Source organism: Mycobacterium sp. 852002-51971_SCH5477799-a (assembly GCF_001667145.1).
Taxonomy (GTDB): Bacteria; Actinomycetota; Actinomycetes; order Mycobacteriales; family Mycobacteriaceae; genus Mycobacterium.
Genome location: NZ_LZIF01000118.1, coordinates 87,157 through 107,161, shown reverse-complemented (window position 1 = coordinate 107,161; position 20,005 = coordinate 87,157). Strand labels below are relative to the sequence as shown.

20 protein-coding genes are annotated in these 20,005 nt (G+C 69.1%); 14 read left to right on the top strand and 6 right to left on the bottom strand.

The genetic code is table 11. The annotated features are described in order from the left end of the window. Window position 1 precedes the first annotated feature (1 nt). Window positions 2-976 (bottom strand): alpha/beta hydrolase, encoded by a 975-nt coding sequence (locus A5753_RS21195; RefSeq protein ID WP_067132917.1) that lies wholly within the window; start codon window positions 974-976, stop codon window positions 2-4. Between A5753_RS21195 and A5753_RS21190 the strand changes: the two genes are divergently transcribed. From A5753_RS21190 to A5753_RS21180, 3 genes are all read left to right on the top strand, one after another. Further along, window positions 975-1,745, top strand: a complete 771-nt coding sequence (locus tag A5753_RS21190; protein ID WP_067132914.1) for a lysoplasmalogenase — start codon at window positions 975-977, stop codon at window positions 1,743-1,745. The genes A5753_RS21195 and A5753_RS21190 overlap by 2 nt on opposite strands. Before the next feature lie 79 nt (window positions 1,746-1,824). Next, the gene (locus A5753_RS21185) at window positions 1,825-3,837 is read left to right on the top strand and encodes a primosomal protein N' (protein WP_197694762.1); all 2,013 of its coding nucleotides are present in this window, start codon (window positions 1,825-1,827) and stop codon (window positions 3,835-3,837) included. A gap of 128 nt (window positions 3,838-3,965) precedes the next feature. Continuing rightward, on the top strand, window positions 3,966-4,451 hold the full coding sequence (locus A5753_RS21180; protein ID WP_067132911.1) for a MarR family winged helix-turn-helix transcriptional regulator: 486 nt from the start codon (window positions 3,966-3,968) through the stop codon (window positions 4,449-4,451). Between the two features lie 143 nt (window positions 4,452-4,594). Here A5753_RS21180 and A5753_RS21175 read toward each other — a convergent pair whose 3' ends face one another. Beyond that, entirely contained in the window at window positions 4,595-5,422 is an 828-nt protein-coding gene (locus A5753_RS21175; RefSeq protein WP_067132908.1) for a class I SAM-dependent methyltransferase, read from the bottom strand. Between the two features lie 184 nt (window positions 5,423-5,606). Here A5753_RS21175 and fmt point away from each other — a divergent pair, with 184 nt between their 5' ends. The 4 genes from fmt (at window position 5,607) to ribD (ending at window position 9,798) form a co-directional block, all read left to right on the top strand. Next, window positions 5,607-6,554 carry a methionyl-tRNA formyltransferase gene (fmt, locus tag A5753_RS21170; RefSeq protein ID WP_067132905.1) on the top strand — a complete coding sequence of 316 codons (948 nt, stop codon included), beginning with the start codon at window positions 5,607-5,609 and terminating at the stop codon, window positions 6,552-6,554. 101 nt (window positions 6,555-6,655) lie between these two features. Further along, window positions 6,656-8,005, top strand: a complete 1,350-nt coding sequence (locus A5753_RS21165) for an RsmB/NOP family class I SAM-dependent RNA methyltransferase (protein WP_156656190.1) — start codon at window positions 6,656-6,658, stop codon at window positions 8,003-8,005. Window positions 8,006-8,077: 72 nt separating this feature from the next. Then, window positions 8,078-8,776: a ribulose-phosphate 3-epimerase gene (rpe, locus tag A5753_RS21160; protein WP_067132896.1), complete on the top strand. Its 699-nt coding sequence runs from the start codon at window positions 8,078-8,080 to the stop codon at window positions 8,774-8,776. Then, on the top strand, window positions 8,773-9,798 hold the full coding sequence (gene ribD / locus A5753_RS21155) for a bifunctional diaminohydroxyphosphoribosylaminopyrimidine deaminase/5-amino-6-(5-phosphoribosylamino)uracil reductase RibD (RefSeq protein ID WP_067132893.1): 1,026 nt from the start codon (window positions 8,773-8,775) through the stop codon (window positions 9,796-9,798). Before rpe ends, ribD begins: the two co-directional genes overlap by 4 nt. Here ribD and A5753_RS21150 read toward each other — a convergent pair. Together A5753_RS21150 and A5753_RS21145 are read right to left on the bottom strand one after the other, a co-directional pair. Further along, on the bottom strand, window positions 9,795-11,375 hold the full coding sequence (locus A5753_RS21150; RefSeq protein WP_067132890.1) for an MFS transporter: 1,581 nt from the start codon (window positions 11,373-11,375) through the stop codon (window positions 9,795-9,797). The genes ribD and A5753_RS21150 overlap by 4 nt on opposite strands. Then, complete coding sequence (locus A5753_RS21145; RefSeq protein ID WP_067132887.1) at window positions 11,372-12,079, bottom strand: LppX_LprAFG lipoprotein; 708 nt, start codon at window positions 12,077-12,079, stop codon at window positions 11,372-11,374. Before A5753_RS21145 ends, A5753_RS21150 begins: the two co-directional genes overlap by 4 nt. Window positions 12,080-12,197: 118 nt before the next feature. Between A5753_RS21145 and A5753_RS21140 the strand changes: the two genes are divergently transcribed. Then, entirely contained in the window at window positions 12,198-12,803 is a 606-nt protein-coding gene (locus A5753_RS21140; RefSeq protein WP_067132884.1) for a riboflavin synthase, read from the top strand. Between the two features lie 58 nt (window positions 12,804-12,861). On the opposite strand, the gene A5753_RS24095 is transcribed toward A5753_RS21140, so the two are convergent. Continuing rightward, complete coding sequence (locus tag A5753_RS24095; RefSeq protein ID WP_082971418.1) at window positions 12,862-13,236, bottom strand: hypothetical protein; 375 nt, start codon at window positions 13,234-13,236, stop codon at window positions 12,862-12,864. Between the two features lie 600 nt (window positions 13,237-13,836). Here A5753_RS24095 and A5753_RS21130 point away from each other — a divergent pair. The 4 genes from A5753_RS21130 to A5753_RS21115 are packed head-to-tail and all read left to right on the top strand — an operon-like array spanning window position 13,837 to window position 16,744. Next, a complete protein-coding gene (locus tag A5753_RS21130; RefSeq protein ID WP_067133162.1) occupies window positions 13,837-15,114 on the top strand; it encodes a bifunctional 3,4-dihydroxy-2-butanone-4-phosphate synthase/GTP cyclohydrolase II in 1,278 nt (425 codons plus the stop codon). Further along, window positions 15,111-15,593 (top strand): 6,7-dimethyl-8-ribityllumazine synthase, encoded by a 483-nt coding sequence (ribH, locus tag A5753_RS21125; protein WP_067132878.1) that lies wholly within the window; start codon window positions 15,111-15,113, stop codon window positions 15,591-15,593. Before A5753_RS21130 ends, ribH begins: the two co-directional genes overlap by 4 nt. Next, on the top strand, window positions 15,590-16,057 hold the full coding sequence (locus tag A5753_RS21120) for a PH domain-containing protein (protein WP_067132875.1): 468 nt from the start codon (window positions 15,590-15,592) through the stop codon (window positions 16,055-16,057). Before ribH ends, A5753_RS21120 begins: the two co-directional genes overlap by 4 nt. 18 nt (window positions 16,058-16,075) lie before the next feature. Next, window positions 16,076-16,744 (top strand): hypothetical protein, encoded by a 669-nt coding sequence (locus A5753_RS21115; protein ID WP_067132872.1) that lies wholly within the window; start codon window positions 16,076-16,078, stop codon window positions 16,742-16,744. A 96-nt stretch (window positions 16,745-16,840) separates the two neighbouring features. On the opposite strand, the gene A5753_RS21110 is transcribed toward A5753_RS21115, so the two are convergent. Continuing rightward, window positions 16,841-17,050, bottom strand: a complete 210-nt coding sequence (locus A5753_RS21110) for a hypothetical protein (RefSeq protein ID WP_067132869.1) — start codon at window positions 17,048-17,050, stop codon at window positions 16,841-16,843. Window positions 17,051-17,139: 89 nt separating this feature from the next. Between A5753_RS21110 and uvrC the strand changes: the two genes are divergently transcribed. Both uvrC and rapZ read left to right on the top strand, forming a co-directional pair. Beyond that, window positions 17,140-19,083, top strand: a complete 1,944-nt coding sequence (uvrC, locus tag A5753_RS21105; RefSeq protein ID WP_067132866.1) for an excinuclease ABC subunit UvrC — start codon at window positions 17,140-17,142, stop codon at window positions 19,081-19,083. Further along, entirely contained in the window at window positions 19,080-20,000 is a 921-nt protein-coding gene (rapZ, locus tag A5753_RS21100) for an RNase adapter RapZ (protein WP_067132863.1), read from the top strand. Before uvrC ends, rapZ begins: the two co-directional genes overlap by 4 nt. Window positions 20,001-20,005 lie beyond the last annotated feature (5 nt).

Here is a 20,005-nt window from a genome sequence, read left to right as displayed (position 1 = left end):
GTCACGGGTGCAGGGCCGCGCGCAGGGCGGTCAGTCCGCCCTCGAGCGCCGCGGTCGCGGCGGGCACCACGCCGGCATAGCCCAGGTAGCCGTGCACCAGCGTCTCGGCGTTGTGCACCTCGGCGGCGACGCCGGCGGCCGTCAGCAACCCGGCGTACCGGATGCCGTCGTCGCGCAGCGGGTCGTACCCGGCGACGGCGATGCAGGCCGGCGCCAGATCGCTCAGGTCCTTCGCGCGCCCCGGCGCCATGCCCGGCGGCGGATCGGCCATGTCGACTTCGCCCGCGTACCAACGGGAGAACGCCGCGACGGCTTGGGTGTCCAGGATCGGCGCGGCGGCGTTTTCGGTGAACGACGGCAGCGACGCGTCCCACATCGTCGACGGATACCACAACAGCTGGAACACGATTGGCGGAGCGCCGTTGTCGCGCGCCCGCTGCGCCACCGCGGCGGCGATGGTGCCGCCGGCTGAATCCCCGACCACGGCGATCCTGCTCGGATCGGCGTGCAGTTCGGCCGCGTTCTCGGTGGCCCAAAGCGTTGCGGCCCAGGCGTCTTCGACGGCGGCGGGGTAGGGATGCTCGGGGGCGAGCCGGTAGTCGACGGCTACCACGATCGCGTCGGCGCCCACCGCGTGCTGGCGCGCCGTGCCGTCGTGGGTTTCGAGGTCGCCGATGACGAAGCCGCCGCCGTGGAAGAACAGCACGACCGGGGCGGTGGCCCCTTGCGGATCATCGCCGGAATAGCTTGGCGGCCAATAGATCCGGAGGGTGATGGGGCCCGCGGGGCCGGAAATCGTGCGGTTCTCGACCCGCAGCTCGGGATGCAGCGGCCGGCGGGGCAGGTCGCGGAACCGCTGGCGTGCCGCGCGGATTCCGTCCTCAGTGGATAGCCGGAAGGGAACCGCATCCAGTACCTTCTGCAGGATGGGGTCGATAGCGGGTTTCTCCTCGGCTGTGTTATCCAAGCTGGGCATGGACGTACCGTACGCACCCCGTCTGGTGGCCGGCGCCTGGGTGGTGGCCGGCTGGGTGGCCCTCGGCTACGGCATCTATTTGACCGTGCTGGCGCTGCGCTCCCCGCCGGGTATCGAGCTGACCGGTCACTGGGTGTTGCAGCCGGCGTTCAAGGCCTCGATGGCGTTCCTGCTCACGCTGGCCGCGGCGGGCCATGCGTGCGTCCGCGAGCGACGATGGCTGATGCTGGCGCTGTTGCTCTCGGCCGTCGGCGACTGGGTGCTGGCGATCCCGTGGTGGCCAATGTCGTTCGAGGTGGGTCTTGCGGCATTCCTGTTGGCGCACATGTGTTTTATTGCCGCCCTGCTGCCGCTGATTCCGGCGTTCTCCGGGACTTCGGAGGATGACCGCCCGTCACCGGTGCGCATCGTCGCGGTGGTCCTGATGTGTGGGGCGTCGATCGCGTTGCTGGCCTGGTTCTGGCCCCACCTGGGCGCGCAAAAGCTGACGCTGCCGGTGACTGTCTACATCGTGGTGCTGACCGCGATGGTGTGCGCGGCCCTGCTGGCGAATCTGCCGACAATCTGGACGGCGGTGGGGGCGCTGTGTTTTGCGGTCTCGGACTCGATGATCGCCATCGGCCGCTTCATCCTCGGCAACGAGGCCCTCGCGGTGCCGATCTGGTGGTCCTACGCGGCGGCCCAGATTCTGATCACGGCCGGCTTCTTCTTCGGCCGCGACCTTCCCGCGCAGCCCGCCGAGGATACCCCGGCGCCCGCCGAGAGCTGATTGTCACCGGTGCCCGGTACGCTGCGGACTCCGTCGGTAAACCATTGGATGACAACATGATTCGCGGTCCGGAGACGCGGTGAGTCCGAGTGCGCGCACGCCCGTCGAGGTGGAGCCCATCGCCCGGGTGCTGCCGATGCTGTCGGTGCCGCATCTGGACCGTGAATTCGACTATCTGGTGTCGGCTGAACAGTCCGACGATGCCCAGCCCGGGGTGCGGGTGCGGGTGCGCTTCCACGGCAGGCTGGTCGACGGGTTCGTGCTGGAGCGCCGCAACGACACTGATCACCCCGGCAAACTGGGCTGGCTGGATCGCGTCGTGTCGGCCGAACCGGTGCTCACCCCGGAAATCCGCCGGTTGGTCGACGCCGTGGCCGCGCACTATGCCGGCACCCGCCCCGACGTGTTGCGTCTGGCGGTGCCGGCCCGGCACGCCAGGGTGGAGCGGGAACCCCGGGTCAGTCGCGATACCGCGGCCCCGGGGCCCGTCGATCCGTCGGGCTGGGGCGGCTACGGCCGGGGCGCTCAGTTCCTGGCCGCCCTGGCCGAATCGCGGGCGGCCCGGGCCGTCTGGCAGGCGCTTCCCGGCGCGCCGTGGACGGAGCGCTTCACCGACGCCGCCGCGCAGACGGTGCGGACCGGCCGCTCGGTGCTGGCGATCGTTCCCGACCAGCGCGACCTGGACGCACTGTGGCAGGCCGCGACGACGCGGATCGACGAGGACAGCGTGGTGGCCCTGTCGGCCGGCCTGGGGCCGGCTGCCCGGTACCGGCGGTGGCTGGCGGCGCTGCGCGGCTCCGCGCGGTTGGTGATCGGCACCCGCAGCGCGGTGTTCGCACCGCTGGGCGATCTGGGGCTGGTCATGGTGTGGGCCGACGCCGACGACAGCCTGGCCGAGCCGCGCGCGCCGTATCCGCATGCTCGAGAGGTGGCGATGCTGCGCGCGCATCAGGCCCGGTGCGCGGCGCTGATCGGCGGCTACGCGCGCACGGCCGAAGCTCACGCGCTGGTGCGCAGCGGCTGGGCGCACGACATCGTGGCCGCGCGGCCCGTGGTGCGCGCCCGCACGCCGCGAGTGATCGCGCTGGACGACACCGGTTACGCCGACGAGCGCGACCCGGCGGCGCGCACGGCCCGTGTCCCGTCCATCGCGCTGCGCGCCGCCCGTTCGGCGCTGCAGGCCGGGGCGCCGGTGCTGGTGCAGGTGCCCCGTCGCGGGTACATCCCGGCGCTGGCCTGCGCGCGATGCCGCACAATCGCCCGTTGCCGGCACTGCACGGGCCCGCTGTCGTTGCAGGAGGGCGGCGCCGCGCTGCTGTGCCGCTGGTGCGGCCGCGTCGACGCGACACGACGGTGCGCGCGCTGCGGATCGGACGCGGTGCGCGCCGTCGTCGTCGGCGCGCGCCGCACCGCGGAAGAACTCGGCCGCGCGTTTCCGGGCACGGCGGTGATCACGTCGTCGGGCGACGGCGTCGTGGCCGAGGTCGCGACCGGTCCGGCCCTGGTGGTGGCCACCCCGGGCGCCGAACCGCGGGCGTCCGGCGGTTATGGTGCGGCGCTGCTGTTGGACACCTGGGCGCTGCTGGGCCGCCAAGACCTGCGGGCGGCCGAGGACGCGTTGTGGCGCTGGATGACCGCCGCGGCGCTGGTGCGCGCCCGTGGCGACGGCGGTGTGGTGATGATCGTCGCCGAATCATCGCTTCCCACAGTGCAATCGCTGATTCGTTGGGATCCCGTGGGTCATGCGGAGGCCGAAGTGACCGCTCGGGCCGAGGTCGGTCTGCCGCCCAGCGTGCATATCGCGGCCGTCGACGGGACGGCCGGCGCCGTGACGGCGCTGCTAGACGAGGCCCGGCTGTCCGATCGGGAGTCGCTCGACGCGGATTTGCTTGGGCCGGTAGACCTTCCGGCCGGCGTGCGCCGCCCGGCCGGAACCCCCGCCGGCGCTCCCGTGACGCGAATGCTGGTGCGTGTGCCCCGCCGGCAGGGTCTGTCGCTCGCGGCTGCGTTGCGGCGCGGCATCAGCGTGCTCAGCGCCCGCCAAACCCATGAGCCGGCCCGGGTGCAGATCGACCCGCGGCACATCGGCTAACCTTCGCCAACTATTACCGTAGGCGACAATATGCGTATGCAATAATCTCTTCTTACGACATTAGAGTGTTGCTACACTTTCTAATCCTTAGCCGCCGAAAGGCCGGAAACCATCCGGAGAGGGGCGTTATGTCAGCGGATCACACCGCGGTTGACGAATCGTTGGACGTCATCACCGATGCGCTACTGACGGCCTCCCGTTTGCTGATTGCCATCTCGGCTCGCTCCGTCGGGCAGGTCGACGAGACCATTACCATCCCGCAGTTCCGGACGCTGGTGATTCTGTCCAATCGAGGTCCGGTCAACCTGGCCACGCTGGCGGGTCTGCTGGGTGTGCAGCCGTCGGCCACCGGCCGGATGGTGGACCGGTTGGTCGCCGCCGGGCTGATCGACCGCCTGCCGCATCCGACCTCGCGGCGCGAGTTGCTCGCCGCCCTCACCACGCGCGGCCGCGACGTCGTCCACCAGGTCACCGCGCACCGACGCGCCGAGATCGCTGCCATCGTGGCGAAGATGCCCCCGCCGGAGCGGCATGGGCTCGTCCGGGCCCTGACGGCCTTCACCGCCGCCGGCGGCGAGCCTGACGTCCACCTGGACGCCGAGATCGACCTGTAGCGACTGTGGCGATCGCGAGCGCGGCGGTGCCGGGCGAAGCGGGTCGCCGCCGTCGGGCTTGTGGCGATCGCGAGCGCGGCGGTGCCGGGCGAAGCGGGTCGCCGCCATCGGGCTTGTGGCGATCGCGAGCGCGGCGGTGCCGGCTAGTGGCCCCGCTTTCGGGCGGTGACCAGCAGGTACTCCCAGCCCATGACGCCGTTGGCGAGGTGGTCCTGCGCAAGTTCGACGAGTTGGGCGTCCAGCTCGGCCGTCAGCACCCGGTTGTGGCCGATGTTCGCGTACGCCTCGATCGTCGGGCCGTAGTGGTGCTTGAAGTACGCATGCACGGCCTCGGCGCTGTCGAACCTGTTGACCGCCAACATGCCTCGCGTCGTGGTGATGTCGTCGATCTGCTCGCCGAGCAGCGCAGCGACATAGCCGGGGCGCCCCCAGAGCGCCGCCGGCGGCACGGGGTGCGACAGGCTCGGCCGGTAGGGCCGAATGGTGGCAAGCATCCGGCCGAAGAATCCTTCGGGGGTCCAGCTGATCACGCCGATCGTGCCGCCCGGCCGGCAGACCCGGACCAGCTCGGCGGCGGCGCGCGGCTGGTCAGGGGCGAACTGCACGCCGATCGCGGACATCACCACGTCGAATTCGCCGTCGCCGAACGGCAGCGCGTGCGCGTTGGCCTCCCGGTAGTCGATCGTCAAGCCCCGCGACTTCGCCCTGGCCTGCGATCGCCGCAGCAGCTCCGGGGTGAGGTCGGTGGAAACCACGGCGGCGCCGGTGGCGGCCGCCGGCAGCGAGATGTTGCCGGAGCCGGCGGCGACATCGAGGACCCGCAGGCCCGGACGGATGCCGGTGGCCTCGACCAGGGCGGGGCCGAGGGGAGCCATCACCTCCTCGGCCATCAGGGCGTAGTCGCCCAGCGCCCATACCGTGCGATGTGTGGCGGCCACTGATGCGTCGTTGATCGGAGCGTCGAGGGTCATGCGGACCTCCTTGAGAGGGGGGAAGGGTGGCCTTCGACCTCGTTGTCGACGTGAGTGCGCGGTGGGGTTCCCACCGTTCGTTAATGGCTTTTAGAAATAATAGCTATAGGCAATAGTATACGCACGCACATTTCGCAGGCTCGGGCGGGTCCGGCCTGCGCATGCCGCTTCCTAGACTGGGCCGGTGCGCATCGTCTTCGCCGGAACCCCCGAACCCGCGCTACCCGCACTGCGCCGTCTCATCGACTCACCGCGGCACGAGGTGATCGCGGTGCTGACCCGGCCCGACGCCGCCGCCGGACGGCGCGGCAAGCCAGAGCCGTCACCGGCGGCCCGCGAAGCACTTGACCGCGGCATCCCGGTGCTGCGGCCGTCGCGCCCGAACTCGGAAGAATTCGTCTCGGAGCTTTCGCGGTTGGCGCCCGACTGCTGCGCCGTAGTGGCCTATGGCGCGCTGCTGCGCGACGGCCTGCTCGCGGTGCCGCCGCGGGGCTGGATCAACCTGCACTTCTCGCTGCTGCCCGCCTGGCGCGGCGCCGCGCCGGTGCAGGCGGCCATCGCCGCGGGCGACGGCATCACCGGCGCTACGACGTTTCAGATCGAGCCGAGCCTGGACTCGGGCCCGATCTACGGGGTCGTGACCGAGACGATCCGGCCGACCGATACCGCCGGGGAATTGCTTGGGCGCCTGGCTGTTTCGGGCGCGGCGCTGTTGTCGGCCACGCTGGACGGCATCGCCGACGGGACGCTGACGCCGGTGCCGCAACCCGCCAACGGGGTCAGCATCGCGCCCAAGGTCACCGTCGAGCAGGCCCGGGTGCGCTGGGACCTGCCTGCGCTGGCGGTCGAGCGCCGCATCCGCGCCGTCACGCCCAATCCCGGCGCCTGGACGCTGATCGGCGATCTGCGCGTCAAACTTGGGCCGGTGCATGTTTCCGAGGACCCCGCTCTGCCCGGGCCATCAGAATCCCTGCCGCCCGGCGCTATTCACGCCGATCGCAAGGGCGTCTGGATCGGCACGGGTTCCGACCCGGTACGGCTAGACCAAATTCAGCCGCCCGGAAAGAAATTCATGAACGCGGTCGACTGGGCGCGCGGCGCCCGGCTGGGCCCCGCGGTGCGGGCGACGTGAGCACCGGGCGCGACAGGGCGCAGCGCGGCCGGCCGGAACGCAAGCCGCAGCAGCGCGACCGCCGGCCCCAGCAACGGGACCGTCGACCACCACGCCGCCCGCTGGACCCGGCCCGCGCCGCCGCCTTCGACGTGCTTCGGGCGGTCAGCGAGCGCGATGCCTACGCGAACCTGGCGCTGCCCGCGCTGCTGCGAGAACGCGAAATCACCGGCCGCGACGCGGCGTTCGCCACCGAGCTCACCTACGGCACCTGCCGCACCCGGGGCCTGCTCGACGCGGTCATCGGCGCGGCCGCGGGGCGCTCGCCGCAAGCCATCGATCCGGTGCTGCTCGACTTGCTGCGCCTCGGCGCGTATCAGTTGCTGCGCACCCGGGTCGACGCGCACGCCGCGGTGTCCACCACCGTCGAGCAGGCCGGTATCGAATTCGATTCGGCGCGAGCGGGTTTCGTCAACGGAGTGCTTCGCGCCATCTCCTTGCGCGACGAGCAGTCCTGGGTCGCCGAGCTCGCCCCGAACCGGGCGCGGGATCCGATCGGGCATGCGGCCTTTGTGCACGCCCACCCCCGGTGGATCGCCCAGGCCTTCGCCGATGCGCTGGGTGCCGCCGCCACCGAACTCGACGCGATACTGGCCAGCGACGACGAACGCCCTCAGGTGCATCTGGCCGCCCGCGCCGGCGCTCTGACCGCCGCCGAGTTGGCCGACGCGGTCGGCGGGACGGTCGGCCGCTATTCGCCGTACGCGGTGTACCTGGCGGGCGGTGATCCCGGGCGGCTGGCGCCGGTGCGCGACGGCGTCGCGCTGGTCCAGGACGAGGGCAGTCAGCTGGTGGCCCGGGCGCTGACTCTTGCGCCCGTCGACGGCGACGGTGGCCGGTGGCTGGACATGTGCGCCGGGCCGGGTGGCAAGACGGCGCTGCTGGCCTCGCTGGGCGTACAGCAGCACCCGGAGTCCGGGTTCCGGCTTACGGCGGTAGAACCCGCGCCGCGCCGCGCAGACCTGGTGGCCGAGAACACCCGTGGGTTGCCGGTGGACGTGCTGCGCATCGACGGGCGACACACGGATCTGGAACCGACCTTCGACCGCGTGCTCGTCGACGCCCCCTGCACCGGTCTGGGGGCGCTGCGCCGCCGGCCGGAGGCCCGGTGGCGGCGTCAACCCACCGACGTGCCCACGCTCACCAAGCTGCAACGCGAGTTGCTGGGCGCCGCGATTGCGCTGACCCGTCCCGGCGGTGTGGTGCTTTACGCGACTTGCTCGCCACACCTGGCCGAAACCGTCGGCGTGGTCGCCGACGCGCTGCGCCGCCACCCGGTGAGCGCGCTGGACACCCGGCCGATGTTCGCGCCCGTCGCCGACCTGGGCGACGGGCCGCACGTGCAGCTCTGGCCGCATCGGCACGGCACCGACGCGATGTTCGCGGTCGCGCTACGCCGCGAGGCGGGGTAGCGCGGCCGCGCGGTTGTGCAGCGGGACGCGCCGGATGTGAAGGGGGCCGCGCGGCTCAGTAGTCTGGCGCTCATGCCTCGCAATACGGAACCGTTGAAGGGGCCTCTGATCGCGCCGTCGATCCTTTCCGCTGACTTCTCCCGGCTCGCCGACGAAGCCGCCGCCGTGACCGGCGCCGACTGGTTGCACGTCGACGTGATGGACAACCACTTCGTGCCGAATCTGACCCTCGGGCTGCCGGTGGTGGAGAGCTTGCTGGCCGCCACCACCATCCCAATGGATTGCCATCTGATGATCGAGGACCCCGACCGCTGGGCGCCGCCGTACGCCGAGGCGGGTGCCTACAACGTCACTTTCCACGCCGAGGCCACCCAGAATCCGATCGCGGTGGCCCGCGATATCCGAGCCGCCGGCGCCAAGGCGGGCATCAGCGTCAAGCCGGGAACCCCGCTGGAGCCCTACCTCGAAATCCTGCCGCAGTTCGACACCCTGCTCATCATGTCGGTGGAGCCCGGCTTCGGTGGCCAGAGCTTCATCCCCGAAGTGCTGAGCAAGGTGCGCACCGCGCGCAAGCTCATCGAGGCGGGGGAGCTGACGATCCTGGTCGAAATCGACGGTGGCATCAACGAGGACACCATCGAGCAGGCCGCCGAGGCCGGCGTCGATTGCTTCGTCGCCGGGTCGGCCGTCTACGGCGCCGATGACCCGGAGGTCGCGATCGACGCGTTGCGGCGCCAGGCCGCCGCCGCATCCCCGCACCTGCGTCGATGACGGTTCCGCCGGGCGACAGCCTTGACGCCGCGATGCGCCTGGCGATCGACCAGTCCAATCATGTCAAGGGGACCACGTATCCGAACCCGCCGGTGGGGGCAGTCGTCTTGGACGCCGGTGGCGACGTGGTGGGAGTCGGCGCCACCGAGCCGGCCGGTGGCGATCACGCTGAAATCCTGGCGTTGCGGCGGGCCGGTGATCTGGCGGCCGGCGGCACCGTCGTCGTCACCCTCGAGCCGTGCAACCACTACGGCAGAACCCCGCCGTGCGTGAACGCCCTGCTGGACGCCAAGGTGGGCACCGTGGTGTTCGCCGTCGCCGACCCGAACCCGAAGGCCGCCGGTGGAGCGGCCCGCCTGGAGGAAGCCGGCGTGGCGGTGGCCTCCGGCGTGCTGGCCGACGCGGTGACCGGCGGCCCGCTGCGCGAGTGGCTACACAAGCAACGGACCGGCCTTCCGCACCTGACCTGGAAATACGCCAGCAGCGTCGATGGCCGCAGCGCGGCCGCGGACGGCTCCAGCCAGTGGATTTCCAGCGAGGCCTCGCGGCTCGACCTGCATCGCCGCCGCGCGGCCGCCGACGCGATCGTGGTCGGGACCGGCACCGTGCTGGCCGACGACCCGGCGTTGACCGCCCGGCTGCCCGACGGTTCACTGGCCGACCGGCAACCGCTGCGAGTCGTCGTCGGGAAGCGTGAAATACCCTCGGAGGCAAAGGTTCTCAACGACGATTCGCGGACCATGCTGATCCGAACGCACGACCCGCTAGAGGTGCTCAAGGCCGTGTCGGACCGCACCGATGTGCTGCTGGAGGGCGGCCCCACATTGGCCGGCGCCTTCTTGCGCGCCGGGGTGGTCAACCGGATTCTGGCTTACGTCGCGCCGACCCTGCTGGGCGGCCCCGTCACCGCGGTCGAAGACGTGGGGGTCACCACGATCGCGCGGGCGCTGCGCTGGCAGTTCGACGGCGTCGACCGGGTCGGACCTGACCTGGTGCTCAGCCTGGTGCCACGTAGCGGCTAGCGCTCACCCAGGGGGACCGCCTCCGGCTCGGGGATTTCCGGCTCTTCGGCGTGCTCTTTACGCCCGCCGAGCAACAGGCCCAGCAGCGCACCCGCGATACAGATCACGACGGTGGCCAAGAAGATGTCGCCGTACATCTGGGCGAAGGCCTTGAGGTAAAGCGTGCCCTGCGCGGCGATCCGCTCCAGCAGGGTGGCGTCGGGCGGGATGTCGGCGGTCAGGTTCGCCACGATCTGGTTGAACCGGTAGAGGCCCCACGCGCTGAGCGCGGCCACACCGATCAGCATGCCGGTCATCCGGGCCACCACCACCGCCGCCGAAGCGATGCCGTGTTGGGCGGACGGCACCACGCGCAGCGCGGCGGAGGTGAGAGGCCCAATCACCAGGCCGAGGCCGATGCCGGCCACCAGCAGGTCGGCGTGCAGTACGGGCACGCTGAACACCCCGAAGATGTTGTGCTTCTGGTTCATCACGTCTTGACGCCAGAAGTGAATCAGCCAGTACCCGTAGGCGGCGATCAGCAGCCCCAGGAAGGTCATGATCCGGTCGCCGACCCGGGTGGCGATCCAGCCGCCCATCACCGCCCCGATCGGTAATGCGATCAGGAACCACAGCAACAGTCCGGCGGCCTGGGCCTGGTCCTGTCCCAGCACGCCCTGGCCGAACAGCTCCACATCGACCAGCGTCACCATCAGCGCGGCACCGGCGAACAGCGAGGCGCCCAGCGCGGCCAGGAACGGACGGAAGTGCACGCCCGCCGGCTCGATCAGCCGAGTGCGCGCGAAGCGCTCCCAGAGCAGGAACAGCACCGCCACCACGACGGCACCGATGACCAGCGGCAACCCGTAGCTCGGCAGGATCTGCTTGCCGTCGGGTTGCGGGTTGTACAGACCGATCACGGCGAGGCCCAGGGCGACCGCCAGCAGCACACCACCGACCAGGTCGACCTTTTCGGGCTGCTCGACCCGCTCATGCGACGGCAGGCTGAACTGGATCATCACCATCGCGATGAGGGTCAGCGGGACGTTAATCCAGAAGACGTAGCGCCAGTCGTGGGTCAGGAAGACGATGAAAATCCCGTACAGCGGGCCCAGCACGCTGCCGAGCTCCTGCGCTGCACCGATGCCCCCCAGCACACCGGCGCGGTTGCGCTGCGCCCACAGATCGGCGCCCAGCGCGAGGGTGACCGGCAACAGGGCGCCGCTGGCCACACCCTGGATGGTGCGGCCACCGACCAGCAGGTGGAAATCGCCCCAATGGCCGGCCAGCGCGGTGACCACGGAGCCGACGATGAACAGCGCCAGACTGACCTGCAGCACCAGCTTGCGGCCGAATCGGTCGGAAGCGCGGCCCAGGAGCGGCATGGCGGCGATGTAGCCCAGCAGGTACATCGTGATGATCCAGGTGATGCGTTGCAGCTGGTTAATCGGGATGTGAACGTCGGTCATGATGTCGCGCATGATCGTCACGACGACATAGGCGTCCAGGGCGCCCAGCAGGACCGCGAGGCTACCCGCGCTGATCGCTACGCGGCGTCCGGTCTGGTGCCCGGTTTGGGCTTCGGTCTCCGCGGTCACTGGCTCACCGGGGGCTTGGTGACCTGAACCTGCTGGCCCCAGTTGGACAGGGTGATCTGGGCGGTGTTGCCCGAGCTCTTCTGCAGATTGGCCTGGACCAGCTGGTGGTCACCGCTCTCCTGGATCCACACCGTGCTCGGCACCGGCTGCGTCGCGTTGAACTGCGGCACAATCTTGTTCACCGCGTCCGCGGAGACGTTTCCGCTGATCCGGACCGTGTTCTGCCCGTTGATGTTGTCGCGGCCCTCGGCCTTGGCGTTGCTGAAGTTCGCCAGCACGTTGCCCAGCCCGGTGTCAGGGTTCAGCAGCACCGAGACGTCGTAGATGTCGGACGCCTTGCCGAAGTCGCTCCACTTGTTCGGGGTGAGGGCGGCATACAGGGTTCCGTCGACCACCACGAAGTTGGCGTCGATGTCGGACCCGCCCAGGGTGATCGTCGCGTTGCCCGATGCGGCGGTGGCGGGCGCCGTAGTGAGGTCACCGGTCAGCGTCTTGAGCGGTAGCCCCTGAATCTTGCCCTGAACGCTCAGCACGAGGTGCGCGCTCTTCACGTTCTTGGTAGCGGCGGCCGACTGCTTGACCAAGGTCGTGGCGTCGGGGAGAGGGGCGCCGCTCTGCTTGGAGCCGGACGAACAGCCGGCGATCAAGGTGGCGGCGAGGGTCAGGGATGCGATGACGGCCGATAGACGGCGGCGGGTCTGCATACTGTGCATCGTAGAGGGTGCCGGTGACTGCTCTGGTGAACGCGGGGTGCCGGTGTCGCTTGGGTCGCGGTCTTTGCCCTGTTCATCAGTCTTCGTGAGGCGTAATTAGCCTAAGGGGATGTTTACCGGGATTGTCGAGGAACTCGGCGAGGTGACTGCTCGTGACGTCCTTTCCGACGCGGCGCGGCTGACCATCCGCGGCGCGGTCGTGACGGCCGATGCCGGCCACGGCGACTCCATTGCCGTCAACGGCGTCTGTCTGACCGTCGCCGAACTGCTGCCCGGCGGTCAGTTCACCGCCGACGTGATGGCCGAGTCGCTCAACCGGTCCAACCTGGGCGAATTGCGGGTCGGCAGCCGGGTGAACCTGGAGCGCGCCGCGGCCGTCGACAGCCGGCTGGGCGGGCACATTGTGCAGGGGCACGTCGACGGGACGGGGCGCATCGTGGCCCGGACACCGTCCGAGCACTGGGAAGTGGTGCGAATCGAGATGCCTGCCGAGGTCGCCCGCTACGTCGTGGAGAAGGGGTCGATCACCGTCGACGGGATTTCGTTGACGGTGTCCGCGCTCGGCGACCCGCCGGGGGACTGGTTCGAAGTCTCATTGATACCCACCACCCGCGAATTGACCACCCTGGGTCGCGCTCCAGTCGGGACGCCGGTGAACCTCGAGGTCGACGTCATCGCCAAATATGTAGAGCGGCTGATGCAAGCCGGACGCTAGCCGCGGCGTGTGGCGCCGCGGCAGCGGCCCGCTGATATCAGCAAATTTGCCCGGGCGATTAGACCGGGCGCCAGTTGGGGCCTTCCCAGTAACCCCAGTGGTTCATGCCGGGATCCCAGACGATCTGAGCCCACGGCGCCCACGGCGGGGGCGGTGGCGGTGGTCCCGCCCACGGCGGAGCCCCGTAGCCTGCCGGGCCGCCGTTGTTGTAGTTGTCGTCCCAGTCACGGCAGTTGTTCCAGTTCTGGTATGGGCCCCAGCCCGGGTCCCACTGCTCTCCTGGGCACCAGTGGTGGTGATACATAGGTACAGGCGGAGGCGCCGCGGCAGCGGTGCCCGAGGACAGACCGAGGGCGGACATGGCCAGGCCGCCGGCCGCCAGCGCGCCGGTACACAGGCGGGCCCATAGCTGTGTTTGAGTGTTGGTATTCATACGGATTTAAATTCCCCGTGGTAATGCACGGCAAACCCGTTTTTTGCGTTTGCCCACGTCAAATATTGAGCACAGCGAACACATATCTGATGCAAAGGGTTCCGGCGTATACGACCCTTTCATGGACATATTTTTGGCACTAAGTGACGGTATCGCCGGCCGAGCGAACCATTCTTGACGCGGGTGTGCTGTTTTGCGGGAGGTCTCTCGGGTGAATGGCGAGATTGCCAATTTCTGCGGCGAAAACGGGACCTCGTCGTCCTCGGCCCGGCCGCTCGAACCGGTGTCGGGAGTGGCGAAAAGTGTGATCCCGGCAACGATTACGGATCCGGCGCGCGCGGTGACAAGCCTTTGCCCGGCACCGCGCCGCTGTCGGGGTTGCGGCAACCCGATGAGTGCACGGTCATCAGAAGTGGTCAGGCCGTCGGCACCGCCAACCTGACCGGCTGTGCAACGCCTTCCGGGGCCGTCCCGCTGATCGAGCCGCGGCAATAACGGGGCCGCCCCGGTGGTTCATACTGAATGCAACACGTGGGCTTCTCGTGTGTGCCGTTTTCGACAGTGTTCCCGCCGGGCAGCGGGAACGGCGAGGTAGCAAAAATGACGAGGTTGGACTCCGTCGAGAGGGCGGTTGCCGACATTGCGGCCGGCAAGGCCGTCATCGTCATCGACGACGAAGACCGCGAGAACGAGGGCGATCTGATCTTCGCCGCCGAGAAGGCGACGCCGGAGATGGTGGCGTTCATGGTGCGCTACACCTCGGGATACCTCTGTGTGCCACTGGATGGTGCGATCTGTGACCGGCTGGGGCTGCTGCCGATGTACGCGGTGAATCAGGACAAGCACGGCACCGCCTACACCGTCACGGTCGACGCGCGCCGAGGCGTGGGCACCGGGATCTCCGCCTCGGACCGCGCGACCACCATGCGTCTGCTGGCCGATCCCACCAGCGTCGCCGACGACTTCACCCGGCCGGGCCACGTGGTTCCGTTGCGCGCCAAGGACGGTGGCGTGTTGCGCCGTCCGGGTCACACCGAGGCCGCCGTCGACCTCGCCCGGCTGGCCGGGCTGCAGCCCGCGGGCGCCATCTGCGAGATCGTCAGCCAAAAGGACGAGGGCTCGATGGCCCAGACCGACGAACTGCGGGTTTTCGCCGACGAACACGACCTCGCGATGATCACCATCGCCGACCTGATCGAGTGGCGACGCAAGCACGAAAAGCACATCGCTCGGATCGCCGAGGCCCGGATCCCCACGCGGCACGGGGAATTTCGTGCGATCGGCTACACCAGCATCTACGAAGAGGTAGAGCACGTCGCGCTAGTGCGCGGCGACATCGCCGGGCCCAACTCCGAGGGTGACGACGTGCTGGTGCGCGTCCACTCCGAATGCCTGACCGGCGACGTGTTCGGTTCGCGCCGTTGTGATTGCGGGCCCCAGCTCGATGCGGCGATGGCGATGGTGGCCCGCGAGGGACGCGGCATCGTGCTGTACATGCGCGGCCACGAGGGCCGCGGCATCGGGCTGATGCACAAGCTGCAGGCCTATCAATTGCAGGATGCCGGTGAAGACACCGTCGACGCCAACCTCAAGCTCGGATTGCCAGCTGATGCAAGGGATTACGGTATCGGTGCACAGATACTAGTGGACCTCGGGGTGCGTTCGATGCGGCTGCTGACCAACAACCCGGCCAAGCGGGTCGGGCTGGACGGGTACGGCCTGCACATCATCGAGCGCGTGCCGCTACCGGTGCGCGCCAACGCGGAGAACATCCGTTACCTGATGACCAAGCGGGATAAGATGGGCCACGACCTGGCCGGGCTGGACGACTTTCACGAATCCGTCCATCTGCCAGGTGAATTCGGCGGTGCCCTGTGAGTGGTGGCGCCGGCGTGCCGGAGATGCCGGCGCTTGACGCTTCTGGTGTGCGGCTCGGCATCGTGGCAAGCACCTGGCACAGCGAGATCTGCGACGCGCTGCTCGACGGCGCACGCAAAGTCGCCGCCGAATCGGGTATCGATGACCCCACGGTGGTCCGCGTGCTCGGTGCGATCGAAATCCCAGTGGTGGCACAGGAACTCGCCCGAAACTACGATGCCGTCGTCGCGCTGGGCGTCGTGATCCGCGGGCAGACACCGCATTTCGAGTACGTCTGCGATGCGGTAACCCAGGGTCTGACCCGGGTCTCACTGGACGCTTCGACCCCGGTCGCCAACGGCGTGCTGACCACGGACAACGAGCAGCAGGCCCTGGATCGGGCCGGGCTCCCCGCGTCGGCCGAGGACAAAGGGGCCCAGGCCGCCGCGGCGGCCCTGTCCGCCGCGCTCACCCTGCGTGAGTTGCGCGCCCGGTCGTGACGTCGCCGGACCGCGAGACCTGGGATGCGGTGTTGCGTCCCCATCGCACACCGTTATTCGCCTATGGGGCGGCGTTTCTCATCGCCGCGGCGCACATCGTGGTGGGCCTGCTGCTCAAGGTGGGCTCCACCGGGGTGGTCTTTCAGACCTCCGATCAGGTGGCGATCGCGGCGCTCGGTCTGGTCGTCGCCGGCGTCGTCCTGTTGTTCGCGCGCCCGCGGCTGCGAGTGGGGCCGGCCGGTGTTTCGGTGCGGAACCTGTTGGGCGACAAGCTGATCGAATGGCCGGATGTCGCGGGCGTGTCGTTCCCGGTGGGCCACCGATGGGCGCGAATCGACTTACCCGATGACGAGTACATCCCGGTGATGGCCATCCAGGCCGTTGACAAGGGCCGCGCCGTGGACGCCATGGATACGGTGCGCTCGCTGCTGGCGCGCTATCGACCGGACCTGCCGACCCACTGAACGCTGTACCATCGGCCGATGGCACTTCAGGCACGGGTCGCCGCGCTCGCCGTCGTCGCCATGCTGGTGCTCAGTGGGTGCAGCGTTGTGGTGGGGGGACGGGCGGTCCGGGCGTCCGGTCAGTCAGGGGCAGCGCCGTCCGCGCCGGTGAAGGTCCGCGCGCAAGACCTGCTGCTACACAGCGGGGACGACACGCCTTTCGGGGCGGCGACCCCGATTCCGGTAAGCGACAACTACTTCGTCACGGCCCAGCCCCCGAACTGCGAAGCGGCAGTGTTGTTCGAGAACTCGCCCCTGCGGCCGCCCGGCGCATCCGAGCACGCCGAGTCCGCCTACCGCTTCGCCGGTCCGGCAACCTACGGCGAGTCGGTCGACCTCTACGGCGACCCGCTGGACGTCCAACGCGTGGTGGTCGACGGTTTCATCGCCATCGCCCAGTGCCGCCGCGAAGCGGTCGGGGTGAGCCGAGACGGACAGTCAGCGTCGATGCACCTCAGCGACGTCGATACCTCGTCGCGCACCGCCGTGGTGTGGACCATGACCCAGCCGGGCTGGATCTGTGACTACGGGCTGGCGGCCCTGCCGCGAGTTGTCCTGTTGCTGTCGGCCTGTGACGCCAAGCCCGGGTTCCCCATGGCGGACTGGACGTCGAAACGCCTTGCGCAGATCAGCGGGCGTACCGCCTGAAAACCTGGCCGGCCCACGGCGGGCGAGTCAGCGCCCGCTCGACCCTCCGGCTGCGCTCGAGCGCGTGCAGCGGGTCTGGCCGCTGGTGGCGCGACGTCAACCGCCGGTCGTTCCTTCTTCGGCATCCGGGCTCCAGCTGCTCGGCAGCAGCGGCAGATTCGGGCTGTCGTCCAAGGAGGCGCCGGTAAGTGTGGTCAGACCCATGTGGTGATGCCTCGTCGCCCAGATCTCGTCGAGGAAGGTGTCGACGCCGACGGGCTGCAGCAACCTGGCTAGCGAGGAATCGACGGTAATCCCCCCAAACATCGTGGCGACCGGTATGCACCACAGTAGACCGGCACCCGCACGCGCCCCGCCTTTCTCGGCACCGCGCGGGCGGCTACTAGCCTGGATCTGTGCCCGATCCCGCCACCTACCGCCCCGCGCCCGGGTCCATCCCGGTCCAGCCCGGCGTCTACCGATTCCGGGATCCGCACGGGCGAGTCATCTATGTCGGCAAGGCCAAGAGCCTGCGCAGCCGGCTGACGTCATACTTCGCCGACATCTCCAGCCTGCACCCGCGCACCCGGCAGATGGTGACCACCGCGGCCAAGGTCGAGTGGACGGTGGTCAACACCGAAGTCGAGGCGCTGCAGCTCGAATACAACTGGATCAAAGAGTTCGACCCGCGGTTCAACGTCCGCTATCGCGACGACAAGACCTATCCGGTGCTGGCGGTGACCCTCAACGAGGAGTTCCCGCGGCTGATGGTCTATCGCGGCCCCCGCCGCAAAGGGGTGCGATATTTCGGGCCGTACTCGCACGCCTGGGCCATCCGGGAAACGCTGGATCTGCTCACCCGGGTGTTTCCGGCTCGCACCTGTTCGGCGGGAGTGTTCAAGCGACACAAGCAGATCGACCGTCCTTGCCTGCTCGGCTACATCGACAAATGCTCGGCGCCGTGTATCGGCAGGGTCAGCGCGGAGCAGCATCGCCAGATCGTGGAGGATTTCTGCGACTTCCTGTCCGGTAAGACCGACCGGTTCGCGCGGGAACTGGAACAGCAGATGAACGCCGCGGCCGAGCGGCTCGATTTCGAGCGGGCCGCTCGGCTGCGCGACGACCTCGGCGCGGTCAAGAGGGCGATGGAAAAGCAGGCCGTCGTCCTCGGCGACGGCACCGACGCCGACGTGGTGGCGTTCGCCGACGACGATCTCGAGGCCGCGGTGCAAGTGTTCCACGTCCGCGGCGGCCGGGTCCGCGGCCAGCGCGGCTGGATCGTCGAAAAGTCCGCGGATCCCGGTGATTCCGGTGAGGAACAGCTGGTCGAGCAGTTCCTGACGCAGTTCTACGGCGAGCAGGCCGAATTGGGCGGTGCCGCAGACGAATCCGTAAACCCGGTGCCGCGGGAGGTGCTGGTGCCCTGCCTGCCGTCCAACGCTGGCGAGCTGACCAGTTGGCTGTCCGCTCTGCGCGGATCCCGGGTGGCGCTGCGGGTGCCCCAGCGCGGCGACAAACGCGCGCTGGCCGAAACAGTGCAGCGCAACGCCAAAGAGGCCCTGCAACAACACAAGCTGAGGCGGGCAGGTGATTTCAACGCCAGATCCGCTGCGCTGCAGAACATCCAGGAAGCCCTCGGCTTGTCCGACGCGCCGCTGCGCATCGAATGTGTGGACATCAGCCACGTGCAGGGCACCGACGTGGTGGGGTCGCTGGTGGTGTTCGAGGACGGTCTGCCGCGCAAATCGGACTACCGGCACTTCGGCATCCGGGAAGCCGCCGGACAGGGGCGCTCCGACGACGTCGCCTCCATCGCCGAGGTGACCCGCCGCCGCTTCGCGCGGCACCTCAGTGAACAAAACGACCCGAATATGCTTTCGCCGGAAGGAAAGTCTCGCCGCTTCGCCTACCCGCCGAATCTGTACGTCGTCGACGGCGGTGCGCCACAAGTCAATGCGGCCAGCGCGGTGCTCGAGGAACTCGGCATCACCGACGTCGCGGTAATCGGCCTGGCCAAGCGGCTGGAAGAGGTGTGGGTGCCCTCGGAGCCCGACCCGGTCATCATGCCGCGCAACAGCGAGGGGCTCTATCTGCTGCAACGCGTCCGTGACGAAGCGCACCGGTTCGCGATCGCCTACCATCGCAGCAAGCGATCCAAGCGAATGACGGCATCGGTGCTGGATTCGGTGCCAGGATTGGGAGAACATCGGCGCAAGGCATTGGTAACCCATTTCGGATCGATAGCCCGCCTCAAGGAGGCCACCGTCGACCAGATCACCGCGGTTCCCGGCATCGGGGTGGCAACCGCCACCGCCGTCCTGGAGGCACTGCGACCGGAACAGTCCGAGCCCGCCCCATGACGGGCCAAGGTGAGTTCGCAAGCAGTCACTCGGTGGACGCCCCGGCCGGTATCGACGTCGTTCTGGTGACGGGCTTATCCGGCGCCGGGCGGGGTACCGCGGCCAAGGTGCTCGAGGACCTCGGCTGGTACGTGGCCGACAACCTGCCCCCGCAGCTGATCACCCGGATGGTCGATTTCGGTCTGGCCGCCGGCTCGCGGATCACCCAGCTGGCGGTGGTGATGGACGTACGGTCGCGGGGTTTCACCGGCGACCTGGACTCGGTGCGCACCGAGCTCGCCACCCGAAACATCGCCCCGCGCGTGGTGTTCATGGAAGCATCCGACGACATGTTGGTGCGCCGCTACGAACAAAATCGTCGCAGCCACCCGTTGCAGGGTGATCAGACCCTGGCCGAGGGGATCGCCGCCGAGCGCCGGATGCTGGCATCGGTTCGCGCCACTGCGGATCTGATCATCGACACCTCGACGATGTCGGTGCGCGGCCTGCGCGAGACCATCGAGCGGGCATTCGGCGGTGCCGCCGCCGCGACCACCAGCGTCACTGTCGAGTCGTTCGGCTTCAAGTACGGCCTGCCGATGGACGCCGACATGGTGATGGACGTGCGGTTCCTGCCGAACCCGCACTGGGTCGACGAATTGCGTCCACGCACCGGGCAGGACCCGGCGGTGCGGGATTACGTGTTGAGCCAGCCCGGCGCGGCCGAGTTCCTTGACGCCTACCATCGATTGCTATCCCTGGTCGTCGACGGCTACCGCCGGGAGGGCAAGCGCTATATGACGGTCGCCATCGGCTGCACCGGCGGCAAGCATCGCAGCGTCGCGATCGCCGAGGCGTTGATGCAGTTGCTGAACGCCAAAAAGGGGGAAGCGCAACTGTCGGTGCGGGTGCTGCACCGGGATCTGGGCCGCGAATGACCGAG

What these genes read in the sequence shown, in the direction of transcription:
- ribD (WP_067132893.1), top strand. Translation starts at nt 8,773, where the DNA reads ATGACGGTTCCGCCGGGCGACAGCCTTGACGCCGCGATGCGCCTGGCG.
- A5753_RS21195 (WP_067132917.1), bottom strand. Translation starts at nt 976, where the DNA reads ATGCCCAGCTTGGATAACACAGCCGAGGAGAAACCCGCTATCGACCCC.
- A5753_RS21145 (WP_067132887.1), bottom strand. Translation starts at nt 12,079, where the DNA reads ATGCAGACCCGCCGCCGTCTATCGGCCGTCATCGCATCCCTGACCCTC.
- A5753_RS21180 (WP_067132911.1), top strand. Translation starts at nt 3,966, where the DNA reads ATGTCAGCGGATCACACCGCGGTTGACGAATCGTTGGACGTCATCACC.
- A5753_RS21175 (WP_067132908.1), bottom strand. Translation starts at nt 5,422, where the DNA reads ATGACCCTCGACGCTCCGATCAACGACGCATCAGTGGCCGCCACACAT.
- rpe (WP_067132896.1), top strand. Translation starts at nt 8,078, where the DNA reads ATGCCTCGCAATACGGAACCGTTGAAGGGGCCTCTGATCGCGCCGTCG.
- A5753_RS21130 (WP_067133162.1), top strand. Translation starts at nt 13,837, where the DNA reads ATGACGAGGTTGGACTCCGTCGAGAGGGCGGTTGCCGACATTGCGGCC.
- rapZ (WP_067132863.1), top strand. Translation starts at nt 19,080, where the DNA reads ATGACGGGCCAAGGTGAGTTCGCAAGCAGTCACTCGGTGGACGCCCCG.
- A5753_RS21140 (WP_067132884.1), top strand. Translation starts at nt 12,198, where the DNA reads ATGTTTACCGGGATTGTCGAGGAACTCGGCGAGGTGACTGCTCGTGAC.
- A5753_RS21110 (WP_067132869.1), bottom strand. Translation starts at nt 17,050, where the DNA reads ATGTTTGGGGGGATTACCGTCGATTCCTCGCTAGCCAGGTTGCTGCAG.
- A5753_RS21115 (WP_067132872.1), top strand. Translation starts at nt 16,076, where the DNA reads ATGGCACTTCAGGCACGGGTCGCCGCGCTCGCCGTCGTCGCCATGCTG.
- A5753_RS24095 (WP_082971418.1), bottom strand. Translation starts at nt 13,236, where the DNA reads ATGAATACCAACACTCAAACACAGCTATGGGCCCGCCTGTGTACCGGC.
- A5753_RS21190 (WP_067132914.1), top strand. Translation starts at nt 975, where the DNA reads ATGGACGTACCGTACGCACCCCGTCTGGTGGCCGGCGCCTGGGTGGTG.